Below are 18,149 nucleotides of genomic sequence, written 5' to 3' on the forward strand. Positions count from 1 at the left end.
TTTCGTTGTCACCGTGCGATTTCTTCGTGGTCGGCGGCGAACTGCGCCCGGTACAGCTCGGCGTAGAGCCCGCCGGCGGCCAGCAGGCTGTCGTGGGTGCCCTGCTCGGCGATGGCGCCGTGCGCCATGACGACGATCGTGTCGGCGTCCCGGATCGTCGACAGCCGGTGCGCGATGACGAAGGCCGTGCGGCCCTCCCGCAGCCGGGACATCGCCTGCTGTACCAGCGCTTCGGTCCGGGTGTCGACGGAGCTGGTCGCTTCGTCGAGGACGAGGATCGGGGGATCGGCGAGGAACGCGCGAGCGATGGTGAGCAGCTGCTTCTCCCCGGCGCTGAGCGCGGCGCCCCCTTCGTCGTCGACGACGGTGTCGTAGCCGTTCGGGAGCGTGCGGATGAACCAGTCGGCGTGCGCGGCCTTCGCGGCCGCGACGACCTGGTCCTCGGTCGCGGTCTCCGCGCCGTAGGCGATGTTCTCCGCGACCGTGCCCTGGAACAGCCAGGTGTCCTGCAGCACCATGCCGATGCCGGCGCGCAGGCGCGCTCGGGGCATCGCCGTGATGTCGGTGCCGTCGAGGAGGATTTGTCCCCCGTCGAGGTCGTAGAAGCGCATGAGCAGGTTGACCAGCGTGGTCTTGCCCGCGCCGGTGGGACCGACGATCGCGACCGTGTGACCGGGCTCGGCCAGCAGGGACAGGTCCTCGATGAGCGGCTCGTCCGCCCGGTACCGGAACCGCACGTGCCGGAACTCGACGCGGCCGGAGGCCGGTCCCGCCGGCGTCCGGTCCGGCCGGTCCGGTGGCTCCTCGGCGGCGTCGAGGAGTTCGAACACGCGGTCGCCGGAAGCGATGCCGGACTGGACCGTGCCAACCATGCTGGCGAGATAGGAGAAGGGCTGGCTGTACTGGCGGGAGTACTGGATGAACGCCTGGATGTCCCCGACGGTCAGGGCGCCGGCGGCCACGCGGAAGCCGCCGGCCACCGCGATGAGGACGTAGTGCAGGTTGGCCAGGAACGTCATCGCCGGCTGGAGCGTGTTCGCCCGGGACTGCGCGGCGAACGTGGCCTCGGCGACCCGGGCGTTGTGGCCGGCGAACTCGGCCTTGGCCTGCTCCTCGCGGCCGAACGCCTTGAGCAGCGCGTGGCCGGTGATCATCTCCTCGACCTGGGCGTTGAGCCGGCCGGTCTCCCGCCACTGGGCGCGGAACCCCGGCCGGGCCCGCCGGCCGAGCCACCCGGCCACCGCGACCGACACCGGCGCGGTCACGAGCGCGATGAGCGCGAGCGGCCAGGAGATCGCGAACATCACCGCGAGCATGCCGATGATCGACAGCAGCGGGATGACGAACTGGCCGAAGACCTGTTGCAGTGCAACGCCGACATTGTCGATGTCGTTGGTGACGCGGCTGAGGATCTCACCCCGCGGCCGGCTGTCGAAGTAGCCGAGGGGCAGCCGGGCGATCTTGGTTTCGACCTGGTCGCGCAACGTCATCAGGACGCGCTGCGCCGCGGTGTTGGCGAGGCGGCCCTGGAGCACGGCGCACAGCCCGGCGCCCGCGTAGGCGCCGATGGCGACGAGGAGTACCCGCCCGATCGCCGGGAAGTCCAGCCGGTGACCGGCGGCCCCGGCGATGACGAGGTTCGTCGCCTGCCCGAGCAGCCACGGCCCGGCGGCGGTCAACAGGACGCTGACCAGGCCGGTGACCGCCATGCCGGCCGGCAGCCGGGGATCGCGGATCAGCAGCCGCCCGAGGCGCCGGGCCGTACCGTTCTTCACGCCGCCTCCGCTTCGCCGGGCTGGGACAGCACGATCTCCCGGTAGACCGGGCACTCCGCCATCAGGTGCCGGTGCGTGCCCTGCCCGGCCACCCGGCCCTCGTCGAGGACGACGATCCGGTCGGCGTGGCGGATGGTCGCGACGCGCTGGGCGACCACGACGACCGTTGCGCCGGCGGTCTCGGTGGCCAGTGCGGCGCGCAGCCGCGCGTCGGTGACCTGGTCGAGCGCGGAAAACGAATCGTCGAACAGGTACACGGACGGCCGGACGGCCAGCGCGCGGGCGATCGCCAGCCGCTGGCGCTGCCCGCCGGAGAACGTGGTGCCGCCCTGGGCGACCGGGGTGTCCAGGCCGAGCGGCAGCGCGGTCACGAACTCGGCGGCCTGGGCGGTTTCCAAAGCCCACCAGAGTTCCTCGTCGGAGGCGTCGGGACGGCCGAGCCGGAGGTTGGTGGCGATCGTGCCGGAGAACAGGTACGGCCGCTGCGGCACGTAGGCGACGGTCCGGGCGAGCACGGCGGGGTCGAGCCGGCGGACGTCAGCCCCGCCGACGAGCACCGCTCCGCCGCTCGGGTCGGCCAGCCGGGGGATCAGGGACAGCGTGGTGCTCTTGCCGCTGCCGGTGCTGCCGATGAGCGCGGTCGTCCGGCCCGGCTCGGCGGTGAAAGTGACGGCGTCGAGCACCGCCGCTTCGGCGCCCGGGTAGCGGAAGCTCACGTCGCGGAACTCGACCCGGCCGGGGTGCGGCAGCGTCCGCACCGGCTGTGCGGGCGGGGTCAGACTGCTTTCGGTGTTCAGCACCTCGGCCACCCGGCGGGCGCTGACCTGCGCGCGAGGCAGCTGCCGCAGCAGGTAGGTCGCCATTATGGCCGCGCCGAGGATCTGGAGCAGGTAGCCGAGGAAGGCGGTCAGCGCTCCCGGCCCGATCGCGCCGCTGTCGACCCGCTGCGCGCCGAACCAGACCACCGCCACGCCCGAGACCCCGGCAACGGCGGTGACCGCCGGCACGATCAGCGCCATCAGCTTGCCGATCCGCAGTGACACAGCGGTCAGCCGTTCGTTGGCTTCGGCGAACCGGGCGTATTCGTGGTCTTCGCGTCCGAAGGCCCGGATCACGCGCAGCCCGGTGATCTGTTCGCGCAGGACGCGGTTCACCGTGTCGATCGTCGTCTGCAGCACCCGCGAGGCGGGGACCATCCGGCGGGTGACCAGCCAGGTCACCGTGGCCAGCACCGGGGCGATCACCACGAGCAGCAGCGACAGCCGCCGGTCCTGGCCGATCGCGAACACGATGCCGCCGGCGCACATCAGCGGCGCGGTGACCATGAAGGTGAGGACGGTCTGGACCAGGGTCTGGATCTGCTGGACGTCGTTGGTGATCCGGGTGATCAGCGACGGGGCGCCGAAGGCCGTCAGCTCCCGCGTCGAAAAGGCCTGGATCCGCTCGACCTGTGCGGCGCGCAGGCCGGCGGCCAGGCCGGTGGCGATCCGCGCGCCGAGCCGGGCGGCCGCGATGCCGCAGGACAGTTGCGTCAGCGCGGCCACGGTCATCAGAGATCCCGCGAACCAGATGTGGCCGGTATCCCCGGGCAGGACACCGTTGTCGATGATGTCCGCGCTCAGGTCCGGCAGGGCGAGGGCGGCGATCGTCTGCACCAGCTGGACGAGCGCGACCACCGCCACGGCGCGCCGGTGCGGGCGGATGTGGGCGGTCAGCAACGGGATCAGCACGGGATTCACGGTAATGGATCTAATTAGATATATCTAGTGTGATGTATTCTGGGGGCGTGAACGCGTTCGAGCTGTACCAACTGGGCCGCCGGCTGATGAAGATCGGCGTCCGCGCGATGCCGGACGACGAGTTCGGCAGGCTGCGCGGCTCGACCCGGGCCATCGTGTCCGACATCTTCGACAACCCGGGAAGCTCGATCTCCGAGGTCACCGCCCGGGTCGAGCTGCCGCAGAGCCAGGTCTCCGCGTGCGTGGCCCAGCTGCGCGAAAACGACGTCGTCGAGACGTTCGCCGATCCCGCGGACGGGCGCCGGACCCTGGTCCGGCCCACGGAAGCGGCCCTGCGCCGGACCCGGTCGCGCCCGCCCGCGGAAATCGACGGCGCGCTCGCCGCCGCCGTCGGCGACGACCCGGCCAGGCTGGCGAGGGCCCGGCAGGCGCTGGCCACGCTGGCCGAACTCCTCGACGGCGCGTGAGGTCGCCGACGTCATGAAAGAGTCGTTCACTACCTCGGATGTCATGAACGAGTCGTTCATGACATCGGCGCCACGGCGTCGGCGGGGGCAGGGTTCCGGCGAAGTCCCCTCAGGCAGTCGTGCCGCCGGGCTCGGCCAGCGTGGCTGCCGGGTCCGAACGTCAGGAAAGGGTCGTTCATGACGTCAGACGCCATGAAAGACCCTTTCCTGACGTCGGCGACCGCTCCACCCGGCCTCAGCGCCGCGGGTATCGCAGGCCCCAGCCGCAGCGGAAGAGGGGGTCGGCGGTGTCGAACGGGACGTCCGTCCGGCTGGCTTCGACCGCCCGCATCGACGACGGCAGGTCGAACGGCAGGGTGCCCTCGGGCTCGGCGCCCTGCCCGAACAGCACCTCGGCGAACGGCCGGTCGTCGGTGCCGAACGAACCGAGGACCGCCTGGGGCGCCAGCATCCCGGTCAGCGCCGCGGGCCGGTCCAGCCGGACGTCGAGGACGGCCGGGACCCGGGCCACGAGTTCGGTGAGCCGCTCCCGCTGCTCCGGCGGGAACTCCAGGCTGCCCTTGTGCATCGACCCGAGGAAGCCCTTGGCCGGGTCCTGGTACGACGGCGAGGGTGTGCGGATCACGGCCACGTCGGCCGCCTCGGGGGTCGTGGTGACCGTGGCCAGCCCGTCGAACGCCGCGGGGTCGACGCCCTCGACGTACACCGTGATCCCCGGTTCGAGGGGCAGCAATGGCCGGTCGCCGGCCGCGGGTTCGTTCTTGAGCAGCACCAGGGACCGTTGCTGGGCGCGGACGCCGGCCTCGCGGTGGGCTGCGCACCCGACGACCGCGGTGGCCGCCTCTTCGTCGGCGAACCGCCGGTCGTCGAACAGTCCCAGCCGGAACTTGACCTCCAGCAGCCGGCGGACCGGATCGTCCAGGAGGCGTTCGGGTACCGCACCGGACTTGACCAGGCCCAGCACCAGTTCGGCGTCGCCTTCGCCACCGAACTGGTCGACGCCCGCGTCGAGCAGTTTGACGACGCGCTCTTCGCGGGTGAGGTGTTCGACGCCCCACGCCTTCGCCGGGAAGGCCTCGTGGTAGCCGGTGATCACCCCGAAGTCGGTGACGACGACGCCGTCGAAGCCGAGGCGGCGGCGGAGCAGATCGGTGATGATGCCCTTGTTGAAGGCGAACCCGACCTCTTCCCATTCGGTGCCGACGGGCATGCCGTAGTAGGGCATGATCTGCGCGGTGCCCGCCTCGATCGCGGCGACGAACGGCTCGAGGTGATAGTCGAACCGCCCGCCCGGGTAGACCTGTTCGCGGCCGTCGGAGAAGTGCGGGTCTAGCCCGTCCTTCTGCGGCCCGCCGCCGGGGAAGTGCTTGGTCGTGGCGGCGACCGAGTCCGGGCCCAAACCAGGTCCCTGCAGGCCGCGGAGGAAGGCGCGGACGAGCCGGGCGGTCAGCTGGGCGTCCTCGCCGAAGGTGTGCGGGATCCGTGCCCACCGGGGCTCGGTGGCCAGGTCGATCTGGGGGTGCAGGGCCACCCGCAGGCCGGTGGCGAGGTATTCGCGCCGGATGATGTCGCCGAACTCCTCGACCAGCTCCGTCGAGCCGACGGCGGCCAGGCCGAGGGGTTCGGGCCAACGGGAGAAACCGCCCGACCGGTTCGCGGTGAGCGGGTTGCCGGCGGCGGAGTGCCGGGGATCGCTGGACAGCGTGACGGGGATGCGCAGCGGGTGTTCGAGGGCGATCCGCTGCACCTGGTTGTGCCACTGCGCGAGCTCCCGGCCGTCGGCCGCGCCCTGCGCGAGCAGGTGTGTGATCCGGCTTTCGCGCACGTGCGCCGCCGCAGCCGTGCGGCCGTACCGATCGGGCTGTTCCGGGTCGCCCACGGCCGTCTGCGGGTGCAGCAGCAGCCCGACCTTGTCCTCGACGGTCAGCCGTCCGGTCAGGTCGGCGATCCGGTTTTCCGGGGCGAGGCCGGCGTCTTCGTAGGGGTAGCGGGCTTCGCGGTTCATCGGCTGGTCCTTACCTTGGTCATGATGATGAGGCCACCGGCGAGGGCGAGGGCTGCGCCCACCAGGTAGAGCAGGTCGTAGTTGCGGGTCCCATCGGTGGCACCGACCGCCATCAGGCCGCCGGCCGCGAGCGGCGCGAGAGCGTGCGGGATCTGCTGGGCGTAGTTGATGATCCCGAGGTAGCGACCGGCTTCGGCGCGGCTGGGCAGCACGTCCAGCACGATGGCCTGGTCGACGGCGGCGAACACGCCGAGCCCGAGGTTGGTCAGCGCCGAGCCCGCGATCAGGCCGGCCACGCTGCCCGAGGTCACCATCAGCACCGCGCCGCTCGCGAACACCGCGCCGCCGAGCAGCACGAACAGCCGGCGCCGGTGCAGCCGGTCGGACAGCAGGCCGCCGCCGAACGCGCCGGCCGCCGTGGCGACGAGCCCGGTGCCGGCGAGGGCCGCCACCAGCCCGCCGATGGCCGTGACGTCGGTCTTCTGGTGCTGGGCGACGAAGAACGTCATGTAGGTCGTGTTGAAGGTCATCCCGAAGTAGAAGACGAACCGGCCCACGCCGTTCCAGGCGAAGTCGGGGTGGCGGCGCGGGCTGAACAGCAGCTTCCGGAACATGCCTGCCGCGGTCAGGGGTTCCGTCGGCAGCGGGAGCTGCCGGCTGTCGGTGTCCGCTGCCCAGAACCACAGCGGGAGGCCCAGGCTCAACCCGACGAGCCCGGGGAGCAGGAACACCAGGACCGGGCTGCCGACCACGGAGGTGGCCAGCCCGATGCCCAGCACCGGGGCGAGCATCTGGGCCATCCCGGTCAGCCCGGACACCTTGCCGCGCTGGTGTTCGGGCAGCTTGTCGGCCTGCAGGCTGCCGATCCCGTGGCCGACTGCACCGTAGCCCAGGACCGCGACCAGCCAGCCGACGCCGAGGACCAGGATGTTCCCGGCGAACCCCATGATGAGCTGGGCCACCAGGCCGACCAGTGTGCCCACGACGAGGTACGGGCGGCGGCGGCCCCAGCGCGAGCGGGTGCGGTCGCTCAGCGCGCCGACGATCGGGCCGGCCAGCAGGGACACGATTCCGCCGAGCCCGGTGATGTAGCCCAGCACTTCCACCCGCCCGGGGGCGATCTGCTGGAGCCGGATCGCGAGCGAGAAGGCCGACGGCGCGACCGAGGCCATCGACGAGCCGATGCCCGCCAGCATGAGCAGGATCATGTACCGCCGGCTCACGTCCGGAAGCCGCTCCTGGTGGCCTGCCGTGGGATCGGCGGTCGCCGCCGCGGCGTCGGCCGCAGCGCCGGCTGGTTCGGGAAGCGGCATGGGATCCTCCTTGATCGGTCGCGCGCTGCGTCGGATCCGCCTGCCGTTCGCCGCGCGGCGGCGACGTGCCGAATCGACCATGCCGCCATGGTCTGAGGGGAAACCCGCCGTGCACAACGAGTTGCCACCAGTTGCCACGCCGGTTTCACCGCCGGACCCGGGATGTCCATTGTGGACGTCAGGCGGCGAACCGGATCTCCTGCGCTGCCGGGCGTGACAACTCGCGGCAACTCGTTGTCTTGCCCTGGTCCGGCCCCGAGCATGGTCGGGTGCCGGTCCGCGGCACCGGATGGCCGAGGCGAGGAGACCGGGATGGCGAGCACCGCCGGGAACACGGACAGGGTGTCCTTCGACGGTCTGGAGCAGCTGCTCGCGCACGCGACGATCGGCTGGGCCGCCGACCGCGTCCGGGCCGCGGTCCGGACGGCCGACCGGTCCGGGCGCCGGCTGGCGGTGGGCTTGTTCGCGCCGGGCCACGGCAGCCGGCGCGAAGGCTTCCCGGAAGCGCCGGACACGGCCGAGTCCTACCGGATGCGGACCGGTGACGACGGCGAAGTGGTCCAGGTGGCGGTGAGCGGCTCCGACATCCGCGGACTGGCCTACGCGCTGACGGAACTGGCCGAGCGGATCACCGCGGCCCGCGCGGTGGAGGCGGCCGGTGCGGGCGAGGAGGAGCAGCGGCCGTCGGTCCCGGTGCGGAGCATCCAGCGGGCGTTCTCCGGGACACACGAAGACCTGCCGTGGTTCCACGACCGGGCGTTCTGGACGGAATATCTGGATTTCCTGGCCGGGCAGCGGTTCAACCGCTTCCACCTGGCGCTGGGGATGCAGTACAACTACGGCGCCGGGCTCACCAGCTCCGACGCCACGGACAACTACCTCTGCTTCCCGTACTCCTTCCTCCTGGAAGTCGACGGATTCCCCGTGCGGGCGCAGGGCGTCACCGAGGCGGAACGGTCCCGGAACCTCGCGTCGCTGGCCTTCATCGCCCGGGAGACCCGGCGCCGCGGCATGGAGTTCCAGCTCGGGCTGTGGAACCACGCCGCGGACTACGGCCTCGGCGCCCGGCACAGCCACCCGATCCTGGGCCTCGGGCCGGAGTCGCACGCCGGTTACTGCGCGGCGGCGCTGCGCGAGCTGCTGGCGGCGATCCCGCAGATCGACGGGCTCACCTTCCGGGTGCACTACGAAGGCGGCATCCCGGAACCGGAGCGGCTCGCGTTCTGGGACGGGATGTTCCGGGTCGTGTCGGAGGCGGGCCGTCCGATGCGGGTCGACCTGCACGCGAAAGGGCTCGACGCCGACCTGCTGGCGGCCGTGCGGAAGCCGAACATCCGGCCGGTGGCCTCGGCGAAGTACTGGGCGGAACACCTGGGACTGCCGTACCACCAGGCCTCGATCCGGCCGTTCGAGCGGATGACGGTGTCCCGCAGCCGGCTGGGCGAGGAGCGGGCCCGGCTGATGGGGGTCACCGAGCTCAGCCGGCGCTTCACCCGCTACGGCTACGCGGACTTCCTGGACGAGGACCGGGAGATCGACGTGCTGTTCCGGATGTGGCCGGGGACGCAGCGGCTGCTGTTGTGGGGTGACCCGGTGTTCGCGGCGGGGTACGGGCGGCACGCCACCCTCGGCGGGGCGCTCGGCGTGGAGTTCTGCGAGCCGTTGTTCTTCAAGGGCCGCAAGGGCTCCGGCCGGCCGGGCGGGCGCGATCCGTACGTGCGGGACGACCTGCGGCTCGGCGTCGGGGACTGGCGGAAGTACCGGTACACCTACCTGCTGTGGGGGCGCCTGCTCTACGACCCCGAGACGCGGCCGGAGGTCTGGCGGCGGTTCCTGCGCGGGGAACACGGCGAGCCGGCGGCCGACGTGGAGGCGCTGCTGGCGCCGTTGAGCCGGATCCTGCCGCTGGTGACCGTGACACACGCCCCGAGCGCGGCGAACAACGCCTATTGGCCGGAGGTGTACGCCGATCTGCCGATCACGCCGTGGGTGCGATCGCGGCACTACGCCTTCGACACGCTCTCCAACGATTGGCAGGGCGTCTCGTCCTTCGACCCCGTGCTGTTCTACGGGGTGGGCGAGTACGCCGACGACGCCGTGGCCGGGCGCCTGTCCGGGAAGTACACGCCACTGGAAGTGGCGGCCTGGCTCGACCGGCTGGCCGGGGACGGCGCGACCGCGCTCGAGCGGGTGCGCCGGCAGGCGGCTCCCGGTGCTCCGCAGACGCAGCGGGTGCTGGTGGACGCGGAGATCCTCGTGCGGCTCGGCCGGTTCTTCGCCGGCAAGTTCCGGGCGGCGGTGGCGTACGCGCTGTGGCGCCGCACGCAGGTCCGTGACCACCTCGCCGAGGCGGTCGAGCTGCTGGAGCGGGCGCACGAGGCGTACGCCGGGATCGTGCCGGTCGCCGCCGGGGTGTACCGGGACGAGTTCACCTTCGGCTGCTCGCTGTCCGAACGGGGGCACTGGGCCGGGAACCTCGGCGCCATGGCCGACGACCTGCACGCGCTGCGGGTCGAGCTGGACCGGGCGGCCGCGGGCGCCGAGCCGGTGCCGGTCGCCTCCCGCCGCACCCGGCCGGTGCTCGGCGGCGTGCGCCTCGTGGTGGCGGACCGCTTCGAACGTGCGGCTCCTTTCGAGGTCGCGCTCGCCGGGCCGCCGGAGGAGATGGGCGAGATCACCGAGGTGACACTGCACCACCGTCACCTCGACCAGTCGCGGGATTGGGTGCAGCTGCCGATGAGCCGGACCGGGGACCGGTTCACCGCGGTCCTGCCCGCGGAGTTCACCGCGACCTCGTACCCGATCACCGTGTTCGCGGAGGTCCACCTCGCCGGCGCCGACCCGGTCCTGGTGCCGGGCTTCGGAGCCGACCTGGCGGATTCGCCCTACCTCGTCGTGCACAGCACCGCCTGGAAAGCCGGCGGGACGACCGGGTGACCCGCTCAAGCCGGGACATCCACTGTGGACCTTCGCAGGACGAGGCGGGTCGGCAACGGCGCCACCGGGCGCGGGCGCCGCGCGGTTCCCTCGATTTGCAGGTGCAGTTCCGCGAAGGCCCGGGTGCCCATCGTCCACAGCGGCGCGGCGACGGTGGTCAGCGGCGGGGTGCAGAGGTCGGCGCAGAAGATGTTGTCGAATCCCACCACGCTGACCTGGTCCGGCACGCGCACGCCGGCCTCGGCGAGCCCGGTCATCAGGCCGATGGCGAGCAGGTCGTTGTAGGCGAGCACCGCGGTCGCCCCCTGGCGGAGGATCTCCTCGGTGGCCCGCAGGCCGCCCTCGGTGGTGGGCGCGCACGGACCGACCCGCCCGGCTTTGAGGTCCAGACCCGGGGCGAGGTCGAGGATCGAGCGCCAGCGCTGGCCGTCGGCCCACGAGCCGGCCGGGCCGGCCAGATAGGTCACCGCGCGGTGCCCGAGGCCGTGCAGGTGGGCCAGCGCGCCGCCGATGCCCGGCCGGGTGTCCGGGACGATGCTGCGCACGCCGGGGACCAGCCGGTTGAGCACCACGAAGGCGTGGTGCTCGGCCAGGGTCCGGATCGTGCGGTCGGGCAGCCGGGAGCCCGCCAGCACCACGCCGTCCACGGTGGGCAGGGTCCGGTCCAGGATGGCTCGTTCCACTTCGTCCGATTCGCGGGCGCTGGCCACGACCACGGTGTACCCGGCGGCCGCCGCCGCGGTCTCCAGGGCGCGGACGATGCCGAAGTAGACCGGGTTGGTGACGTCGGAGACGACGAGGGCCACTGTCGAGGTCCGGGTGGCGGGCGGCCGTCCCGTCAGCGGGGTGGCCCGGTAGCCCAGTTCCGCCGCGACGGCGTGGACGTGGGCCGCGGTTCTCGCGCTCACCCGTCCCGGCCGGGAGAACGCGCGCGACACGGTCGACGCCGCGACTCCGGCCGACTTGGCGACGTCGTAGATGGTGGGCTGCTGTCCCGCTTCGCTCATGCTGTCTCCGAACACCCCGGTGGGTCCGAGTCGAAAATTTGCCAGATGGCTAATTTTCACTGTGCACGACTGTAGGATCGGCTCGGTCTTCCGGGACGAACCGTGACCGGACTGTGATGAACGGGGTGATGGGGTGGGACGCGGTCCCTATGCGAAATCGGCCGCCCGGCGCGCGGAGATCCTGGCCGCCGCCCGGGACAGCTTCGCCGAGCGCGGTTTCGCCGCGTCTTCCCTGCGCGACATCGCCGAACGCGCGGGAACGACGCACGCCGTGCTCCAGCACCACTTCTCCGGCAAGGAAGAACTCCTCATCGCCGTGCTCGCCCAGCGGGATGCCGACGAACAAGCGGCGGGGGAACGTGAAGTCGAGCGCAGTTTCGGGGCACTGACGGCCTACTTGGCCGGCGTGCTGCGGTCCCACCAGGGGGAGCCGGAGCTGATGCGGTTGTGGGCGGAGCTGGCCGTGGCCGCCTCCCGGCCGGACCACCCCGCCCACGCGTACTTCGTGGAGCGCTACGAGCGCGCGCGAGCGCGCATCGCCGGCTCGGTCAGCGACCTCGCCGGCACCGGCCCGCTCGACGCGGAAACCGCGACGACGTTGCTGCACGCTCTGCTCAACGGCCTGCAAGTCGTGTGGCTGCTCGACCCCAGCCTGGACATCGTCACCCCGATCGAGCGGTTCATGGACCTCATCGGCCCGGACGGGCCGTCGCCGGCCGCGTCGTGACAACTCACGGCAATCCGTTGTCGATCCGGTGGCCTGCGCCGGAACATGGCCGACGTGGAGCCGCGAGAACCCGAAAAGACCGCTGGAACGGCGAACTTCCCCGAAGGTTTCCTGTGGGGCGCGTCGACCGCACCGCACCAGGTCGAAGGAAACAACCTCAACAGTGACTTCTGGGCGCGCGAGCGGACCAGGCCCGGCATGGAACCCAGCGGTGACGCCTGCGACAGCTACCACCGCTTCGGCGAGGACATGCGGCTGCTGGCCGAAGCGGGCCTGAACGCCTACCGGTTCGGCGTCGAATGGGCGCGGATCGAGCCGGAACCCGGTGAGATTTCCCGGGCCGAGCTGGCGCACTACCGCCGGATGATCGACACGGCACTCGGCCACGGCCTGGTGCCGGTGGTGACCCTGCACCACTTCACCAGTCCCCGCTGGTTCGCCGCAGAAGGCGGCTGGCTGGGGGAGCGCGCCGTCGACCGGTTCGGCGCGTACGTCGAAGCGGTCACAGGCATCCTCGACGGCGTCGAGTGGGTCTGCACCGTGAACGAGCCCAACATGCTCGCCCTCATGACGTCGATGGCGCGGCTGGCCGAGGATCCCGAGTTCCGGAAGAAGTGGCAGAGCCCCACCGTCGACGGCGGCCCCCGGCCGGTATTGCCGGATCCCGATCCCGAGCTGGGCAAGGTGCTGATCGACGCCCACCACGCCGCGCGCGAGATCGTGCGGCAGCGAACCGGAGCCCGCGTCGGGTGGACCGTCGCGAACCAGGCGCTCGTCGCCCGTCCCGGCGCGGAAGAGAAGCTGCGCGAACTCAGCCACGTCCGGGAAGACCTCTACCTGGAGGCTGCCCGCGACGACGACTTCGTCGGGGTGCAGTCGTATTCGAGCCAGTGGGTGAACCCCGACGGGCTCGAGCCGCACCCGCCGCACCCGGACAACACGCTGGTCGGCACCGCCTACCGGCCCGACGCGCTTGGCATCGCCGTGCGCCACACCCACGAGGTCACCGGCGGTGTCCCGATCCTGGTCACCGAAAACGGGATCGCGACGGCCGACGACAGCCGCCGCATCGCCTACACCGCCGAGGCGCTCCGGCACCTCGCGGGCGCGCTCGACGACGGCGTGGACGTGCGGGGCTACCTGCACTGGAGCGCGCTCGACAACTACGAATGGGGCCACTGGACGCCGACCTTCGGGCTCATCGCGGTCGACCGCGAAACGTTCGAACGCACGCCCAAGCCCAGTCTCGCCTGGCTCGGCGAAGCCGCCCAGCGCAACGCGATCCCCCTGGAGACACCGTGACCATGCCCTTCGACCGCTCCGGGCTGCACGCGGTCAACCGCGCGCCGATGCACGCGCTGCGCCGGGAACCGGAGATCAGCCTCGAAGGCACCTGGCAGTTCCAGCTGCGTGCGTCGGACACGGCACCGGAGGCACCGGACTGGGCGACGGCCGAGGTACCGGGCCTGTGGACCATGACGTCCACAGTGGACCGGCCGCACTACACGAACGTGCCGATGCCGTTCGACGAGGTCTACCCGGACGTCCCCGCGGCCAACCCGCTCGGCGTCTACCGCCGCACGGTCGACCTGGACCCCCCGGCGGGCCGCCGGGTGTTCCTGCACGTCGGCGCCGCCGAGGGCCAGCTGCGCGTGGCGGTGAACGGCGTGGCCGTCGGCACGAGCGCCGACTCGCACCTCGCCGCCGAGTTCGACATCACCGACGCCCTCACCGCGGGGACGAACACGATCGAGCTGGCGGTCGCCAAGTGGTCGGCGGGCAGCTACCTGGAGGACCAGGACCACTGGTGGCAGTCCGGGCTCAGCCGCTCGGTGTTCCTCTACACGGTTCCCGAGATCCGGCTGGCCGACGTCTCGGTGCAGGCGGACTTCGACCCGGAGGCCGACCGCGGTGCCCTGCGGGTCCTGGTCTCGACGGAGGGACTGCGCAGGCGCTCCGAGGTCCACCACACCGTCCGCGTTCACGTGCTGGGGGAGACCCACGAGCTCCCGATCGCGCCGCGGCTGCCCGCGCCGACCCTGCCCCCGCCGCTGAAACCCCCGCACGACCGCGCGACCCGCCCGGCGCGGCGGCTGCCGGACGACTTCATGGACATCCTGAGCATCAAAGCCGCCGCCGCGCCGGTCCCGCCGGAGTACCGGGCGATCCCGGACGTCGCCTTTTCGGTCATGACTCCGCCCGCGGCGGCCGGGACCGCGCTGCTCGAGCTCGCCGGGCTCGAGGTCCCGCCGTGGTCGGCCGAACGGCCCGAGCTGCACGATCTGCTGATCGAGCTGGTCGATCCGGACGGGACGGTCGTCGACTCGACGGCCCTGCGCACCGGCTTCCGCCGGGTCGTCGTCTCCGGCCGCGACCTGCTCGTCAACGGCCGCCGGATCCTCGTGCAGGGCGTGAACCGGCACGACGTGGACCCCCGCACCGGCCGGGTGCTGAGCCGGGAGCGGATGCTGGCCGAGCTGTCGCTGCTCAAGCGCTGCAACGTCAACGCGATCCGCACCTCGCACTACCCGAACGACCCGGTGCTGCTCGACCTGTGCGACGAGCTCGGGTTCTACGTGGTCGGCGAGGCGGACATCGAGAGCCACGCGTTCGCCTCCACCCTCGCCGACGACCCGCGGTACCTCACCGAGATCGTCGAGCGGGTCGCCCGCATGGTCCTGCGCGACCGGAACCATCCGTCGGTGCTCATCTGGTCGCTGGGCAACGAAAGCGGGTACGGCGCGGCGCACGACGCCGCGGCGGCGTGGGTCCGGCGGTTCGACCCGACCCGGCCAGTGCAGTACGAAGGCGCGATCGCCACCGACTGGCACGGCGGTCACGCGGCCAGCGACCTCGTCGTCCCGATGTACCCCTCCTTCGCCGCCCTGCGCGCCTACTCGGCCGACCACCGCGCCGACCGCCCGCTCATCACCTGCGAATACGCCTACTCCCAAGGCAATTCCACCGGCGGGTTCGCCGACTACTGGGACCTCTTCGAAACCCTGCCGGGCCTGCAGGGCGGGTTCCTCTGGGAGTTCACCGACCAGGCCCTGGATCCCGACGGCGACGGCCGGTACCGCTACGGCGGCGACTTCGGCGACGAGCCCAACAACGGTCCCACCCTGCTCAACGGGGTCGTGTTCCCCGACCTCACCCCGAAACCGGCGCTGTTCGAGGTGCGTGGCGTCTTCAGCCCGCTCCGGGTCGTGTCCGATGCGGAAACCCTGCGCTGGGGCCAGCTGCGCGTGCGCAACCGGCAGTCCTTCGCAGACCTGTCCGCCTACGAGCTCGAGGTCCGGGTCGACACCCGCCACGGTCCGTCCGCCGTCCTGGCCGTGGCGACGCCCGACCTCGTGGCCGGGCAGGAGGACACGCTCCTCCTGCCCGGCGAGATCGTCCGAGCGGCGGCCGATCCGGACGCCCTCGGTGTCTCGCTGGTCGTCCGCACGCGCTACGACACCCCGTGGGCGCCCGCCGGGACGGAGGTGGCGGTGGAGCAGGTCGTGCTGCCCCGGCCGCTGCCCGCGCTGCCGGCGGCCGGGCGGGCCGTCGCCGACGGCGAGCTCACCCACCCCCTGCTGGCCCGGGCACCGCGGCTGTCGCTGTGGCGGGCACTCACCGACAACGACCGCGCGTTCTCCCTCGACCAGCGGTTCGTCCGGTCCGGTTTCTTCGCGCTGGAACCGGTCAAGACGTCGGTGACCGCCCGCGAAGACCGGACCGCGGTCGCCATCCACTACCGGACGGCGTTCGGCGACGAGGTCGTCCACCACCGCGACCTGATTGAGGCCGGCCCGCACGACTACGTGTTCCGCGAAGACGTCGTCCTGCCCGAAGACACCCGGGACGGGCTCCGCGTCGGCATGGTCTTCGAACTCGTCGCGGGGTTCCGGGACGCGACGTGGGTCGGGCTCGGGCCGTGGGAGAACTACCCCGATCGCCGCCGCCACGCCCTGCTCGGCCGCTGGGCCGCGCCGATCGACGAGCTCGCGGTGCCCTACGTGCGGCCGCAGGAACACGGCACCCGCGGCGGCGTGACCGAGCTGGCGGTGACCGGGCCGGCCGGGCGCATCGAGGTCAGCACCGCGGTGCCCGTGCACGTGAACGTCGGCCGGCACACGGTCGACCAGCTGGAAGCGGCCGGCCACTGGTGGGAGCTGCCCGACAGCGACGCCACCGTCATCCAAGTCGACATCGCTCACCGCGGCGTCGGGACCGCGCTGCTCGGCCCCGACACCCGCTCCGCCCACCGGCTCGCCGGAACCCGCTACTCGTGGCAGTGGCGGCTCCGGCTGGAAACCCAGGAGGACTGATGCTGAAACCCCGCGCCACCCCGACCCGCGACCTGTGCAACCTCGACGGCCTGTGGGGGTTCGCGACCGACGACCAGGCCGGCCCCGACCCCTGGCGCTCCCGGCTGGGCCTCGGGCTCGAGGTCGCCGTCCCGGCCAGCTACAACGACCTGTTCGCCGACCCGGCGATCCGGGACCACGTGGGCTGGGTCTGGTACCAGCGCACGGTGCAGGTGCCGCGCGGGTGGGACGGCCAGCGGATCGTGCTGCGGGTCGACGCGGCGACCCACGCCGGCCGCGTCTACGTCGACGACCGGCTGGTCGCCGAGCACGTGGGCGGCTACACCCCGTTCGAAGCCGACGTGACCGGGCTCGTCACGCCCGGCACGGCGTTCCGGCTGACCATCGGGGTCAACAACGAGCTGACCAATGTCACCATCCCGCCGGGGACGATCACGGTGGGCCACGACGGCCGCCGCCGTCAGCGCTACCACCACGACTTCTTCAACTACGCCGGCCTGGCCCGTTCGGTCTGGCTGTACAGCACGCCGGTACGGCACGTCACCGACATCACCGTGGTGACCGACACCGCGGACGGCGTCGGCTTCGTCGACTACGCGGTCGACCACGAGGGAACGGCCGACGTGGTGGTCCGGCTGCGGGACGCCGAGGGCGACGTGGTCGCGTCGGGCACCGGGGCCACCGGCAGGCTGAGTGTCCCGGACGCCCGGCTCTGGCAACCGGGCGCGGCGTACCTGTACGAGTTCGAGGCGGAGCTGGTCGAGCAGGGCGAGGTGGTCGACACCTACCCGCTGGCGGTCGGCATCCGGACCGTCGAGGTGCGGGGAACGCAGTTCCTGATCAACGGGGAACCGTTCTACTTCACCGGGTTCGGCAAGCACGAAGACAGCCCGGTGCGGGGCAAGGGCCACGACGACGCCTACCTCGTGCACGACTTCCAGCTGCTGGAGTGGATCGGCGCGAACTCCTTCCGCACCTCCCACTACCCGTACGCCGAGGAGGTTCTGGAGTTCGCCGACCGGCACGGCATCGTCGTCATCGACGAGACGGCGGCGGTCGGGCTGAACCTCTCGGTCACCGGCGGCCTGCTCGGCGCGAAGCCCAAGCCGACCTTCTCGCCGGAGACGTTCAACGACGAGACCCAGGCGGCGCACGCCCAGCACATCCGCGAGCTCGTCGCCCGGGACAAGAACCACCCGAGCGTCGTGATGTGGTGCATCGCGAACGAACCCGCCTCCCACGAAGAGGGCGCGCGCAAGTACTTCGAGCCGCTGGTGCACCTCACCCACACGCTGGACCCGACGCGGCCGGTCACGTCCACGGCCTTCCTGTTCGCCTCCTACGACAACGACCTCATCGCCGACCTGTTCGACGTGGTGTCGCTCAACCGCTACTACGGCTGGTACATCGACAACGGCGACCTCGCGAGCGCGGAGCACAAGCTCGAAGCGGAGCTGCGCGGCTGGGCGGAGACCCATGGCAAGCCGATCATCATGGGCGAGTACGGGGCCGACACGATGCCGGGCCTGCATTCGCTGTGGGACGTCCCGTGGACGGAGGAGTACCAGGTCGCCTACCTCGAGATGAACCACCGCGTCTTCGACCGGATCGAGGCGTTCGTCGGCGAGCACGTGTGGAACTTCGCCGACTTCGGCACCGGGCCGGGCATCCACCGGGTCGACGGCAACAAGAAGGGCATCTTCACCCGCGACCGCCGTCCGAAGGCAGCGGCGCACGCGCTGCGGGCGCGGTGGACGCGCCTGGGGAACCACAAGCCGTGAGGCGGTGGTGGGGGGGGGGGGGGGGGGGGGGGGGGGTGGGGCCCCCCCCCCCCCCCGGGGCGGGGGGGGGGGGGGGCCGGCCCCC

General features: G+C 72.0%; 11 protein-coding genes. 6 read left to right on the forward strand and 5 right to left on the reverse strand.

Annotated elements, in window-relative coordinates:
* Nucleotides 1-8: 8 nt before the first annotated feature.
* Together ABJI51_RS03995 and ABJI51_RS04000 are read right to left on the reverse strand one after the other, a co-directional pair.
* Complete coding sequence (locus tag ABJI51_RS03995) at nt 9-1,775, reverse strand: ABC transporter ATP-binding protein (protein ID WP_348947542.1); 1,767 nt, start codon at nt 1,773-1,775, stop codon at nt 9-11.
* A complete protein-coding gene (locus ABJI51_RS04000) occupies nt 1,772-3,505 on the reverse strand; it encodes an ABC transporter ATP-binding protein (RefSeq protein WP_348947543.1) in 1,734 nt (577 codons plus the stop codon). Before ABJI51_RS04000 ends, ABJI51_RS03995 begins: the two co-directional genes overlap by 4 nt.
* A gap of 56 nt (nt 3,506-3,561) precedes the next feature.
* Between ABJI51_RS04000 and ABJI51_RS04005 the strand changes: the two genes are divergently transcribed.
* Complete coding sequence (locus tag ABJI51_RS04005) at nt 3,562-3,981, forward strand: helix-turn-helix domain-containing protein (RefSeq protein ID WP_348947544.1); 420 nt, start codon at nt 3,562-3,564, stop codon at nt 3,979-3,981.
* A 235-nt stretch (nt 3,982-4,216) separates the two neighbouring features.
* Here ABJI51_RS04005 and ABJI51_RS04010 read toward each other — a convergent pair whose 3' ends face one another.
* Both ABJI51_RS04010 and ABJI51_RS04015 read right to left on the reverse strand, forming a co-directional pair.
* A complete protein-coding gene (locus ABJI51_RS04010; RefSeq protein ID WP_348947545.1) occupies nt 4,217-5,986 on the reverse strand; it encodes a glycoside hydrolase family 3 protein in 1,770 nt (589 codons plus the stop codon).
* Nucleotides 5,983-7,299 (reverse strand): MFS transporter, encoded by a 1,317-nt coding sequence (locus tag ABJI51_RS04015; protein WP_348947546.1) that lies wholly within the window; start codon nt 7,297-7,299, stop codon nt 5,983-5,985. Before ABJI51_RS04015 ends, ABJI51_RS04010 begins: the two co-directional genes overlap by 4 nt.
* Before the next feature lie 312 nt (nt 7,300-7,611).
* On the opposite strand from ABJI51_RS04015, the gene ABJI51_RS04020 reads away from it, so the two are divergent.
* Nucleotides 7,612-10,236, forward strand: coding sequence for a hypothetical protein (locus ABJI51_RS04020; RefSeq protein ID WP_348947547.1), 2,625 nt, complete (start codon nt 7,612-7,614; stop codon nt 10,234-10,236).
* A gap of 5 nt (nt 10,237-10,241) precedes the next feature.
* Here ABJI51_RS04020 and ABJI51_RS04025 read toward each other — a convergent pair whose 3' ends face one another.
* Nucleotides 10,242-11,243 carry a LacI family DNA-binding transcriptional regulator gene (locus tag ABJI51_RS04025; protein WP_348947548.1) on the reverse strand — a complete coding sequence of 334 codons (1,002 nt, stop codon included), beginning with the start codon at nt 11,241-11,243 and terminating at the stop codon, nt 10,242-10,244.
* 133 nt (nt 11,244-11,376) lie between these two features.
* Between ABJI51_RS04025 and ABJI51_RS04030 the strand changes: the two genes are divergently transcribed.
* The 4 genes from ABJI51_RS04030 to uidA are packed head-to-tail and all read left to right on the forward strand — an operon-like array spanning nt 11,377 to nt 18,064.
* The gene (locus tag ABJI51_RS04030; RefSeq protein ID WP_348947549.1) at nt 11,377-11,970 is read left to right on the forward strand and encodes a TetR/AcrR family transcriptional regulator; all 594 of its coding nucleotides are present in this window, start codon (nt 11,377-11,379) and stop codon (nt 11,968-11,970) included.
* Nucleotides 11,971-12,024: 54 nt separating this feature from the next.
* Nucleotides 12,025-13,272, forward strand: a complete 1,248-nt coding sequence (locus ABJI51_RS04035) for a glycoside hydrolase family 1 protein (RefSeq protein WP_348947550.1) — start codon at nt 12,025-12,027, stop codon at nt 13,270-13,272.
* Nucleotides 13,273-13,274: 2 nt separating this feature from the next.
* Entirely contained in the window at nt 13,275-16,283 is a 3,009-nt protein-coding gene (locus tag ABJI51_RS04040; protein ID WP_348947673.1) for a glycoside hydrolase family 2 TIM barrel-domain containing protein, read from the forward strand.
* On the forward strand, nt 16,283-18,064 hold the full coding sequence (gene uidA, locus ABJI51_RS04045) for a beta-glucuronidase (protein ID WP_348947551.1): 1,782 nt from the start codon (nt 16,283-16,285) through the stop codon (nt 18,062-18,064). Before ABJI51_RS04040 ends, uidA begins: the two co-directional genes overlap by 1 nt.
* Nucleotides 18,065-18,149: the final 85 nt, after the last annotated feature.

This window comes from Amycolatopsis melonis, assembly GCF_040064235.1.
Classification (GTDB): Bacteria; Actinomycetota; Actinomycetes; order Mycobacteriales; family Pseudonocardiaceae; genus Amycolatopsis; species Amycolatopsis melonis.

What these genes read in the sequence shown, in the direction of transcription:
- ABJI51_RS04010 (WP_348947545.1), bottom strand. Translation starts at nt 5,986, where the DNA reads ATGAACCGCGAAGCCCGCTACCCCTACGAAGACGCCGGCCTCGCCCCG.
- ABJI51_RS04015 (WP_348947546.1), bottom strand. Translation starts at nt 7,299, where the DNA reads ATGCCGCTTCCCGAACCAGCCGGCGCTGCGGCCGACGCCGCGGCGGCG.
- ABJI51_RS04020 (WP_348947547.1), top strand. Translation starts at nt 7,612, where the DNA reads ATGGCGAGCACCGCCGGGAACACGGACAGGGTGTCCTTCGACGGTCTG.
- ABJI51_RS04025 (WP_348947548.1), bottom strand. Translation starts at nt 11,243, where the DNA reads ATGAGCGAAGCGGGACAGCAGCCCACCATCTACGACGTCGCCAAGTCG.
- ABJI51_RS04040 (WP_348947673.1), top strand. Translation starts at nt 13,275, where the DNA reads ATGCCCTTCGACCGCTCCGGGCTGCACGCGGTCAACCGCGCGCCGATG.
- uidA (WP_348947551.1), top strand. Translation starts at nt 16,283, where the DNA reads ATGCTGAAACCCCGCGCCACCCCGACCCGCGACCTGTGCAACCTCGAC.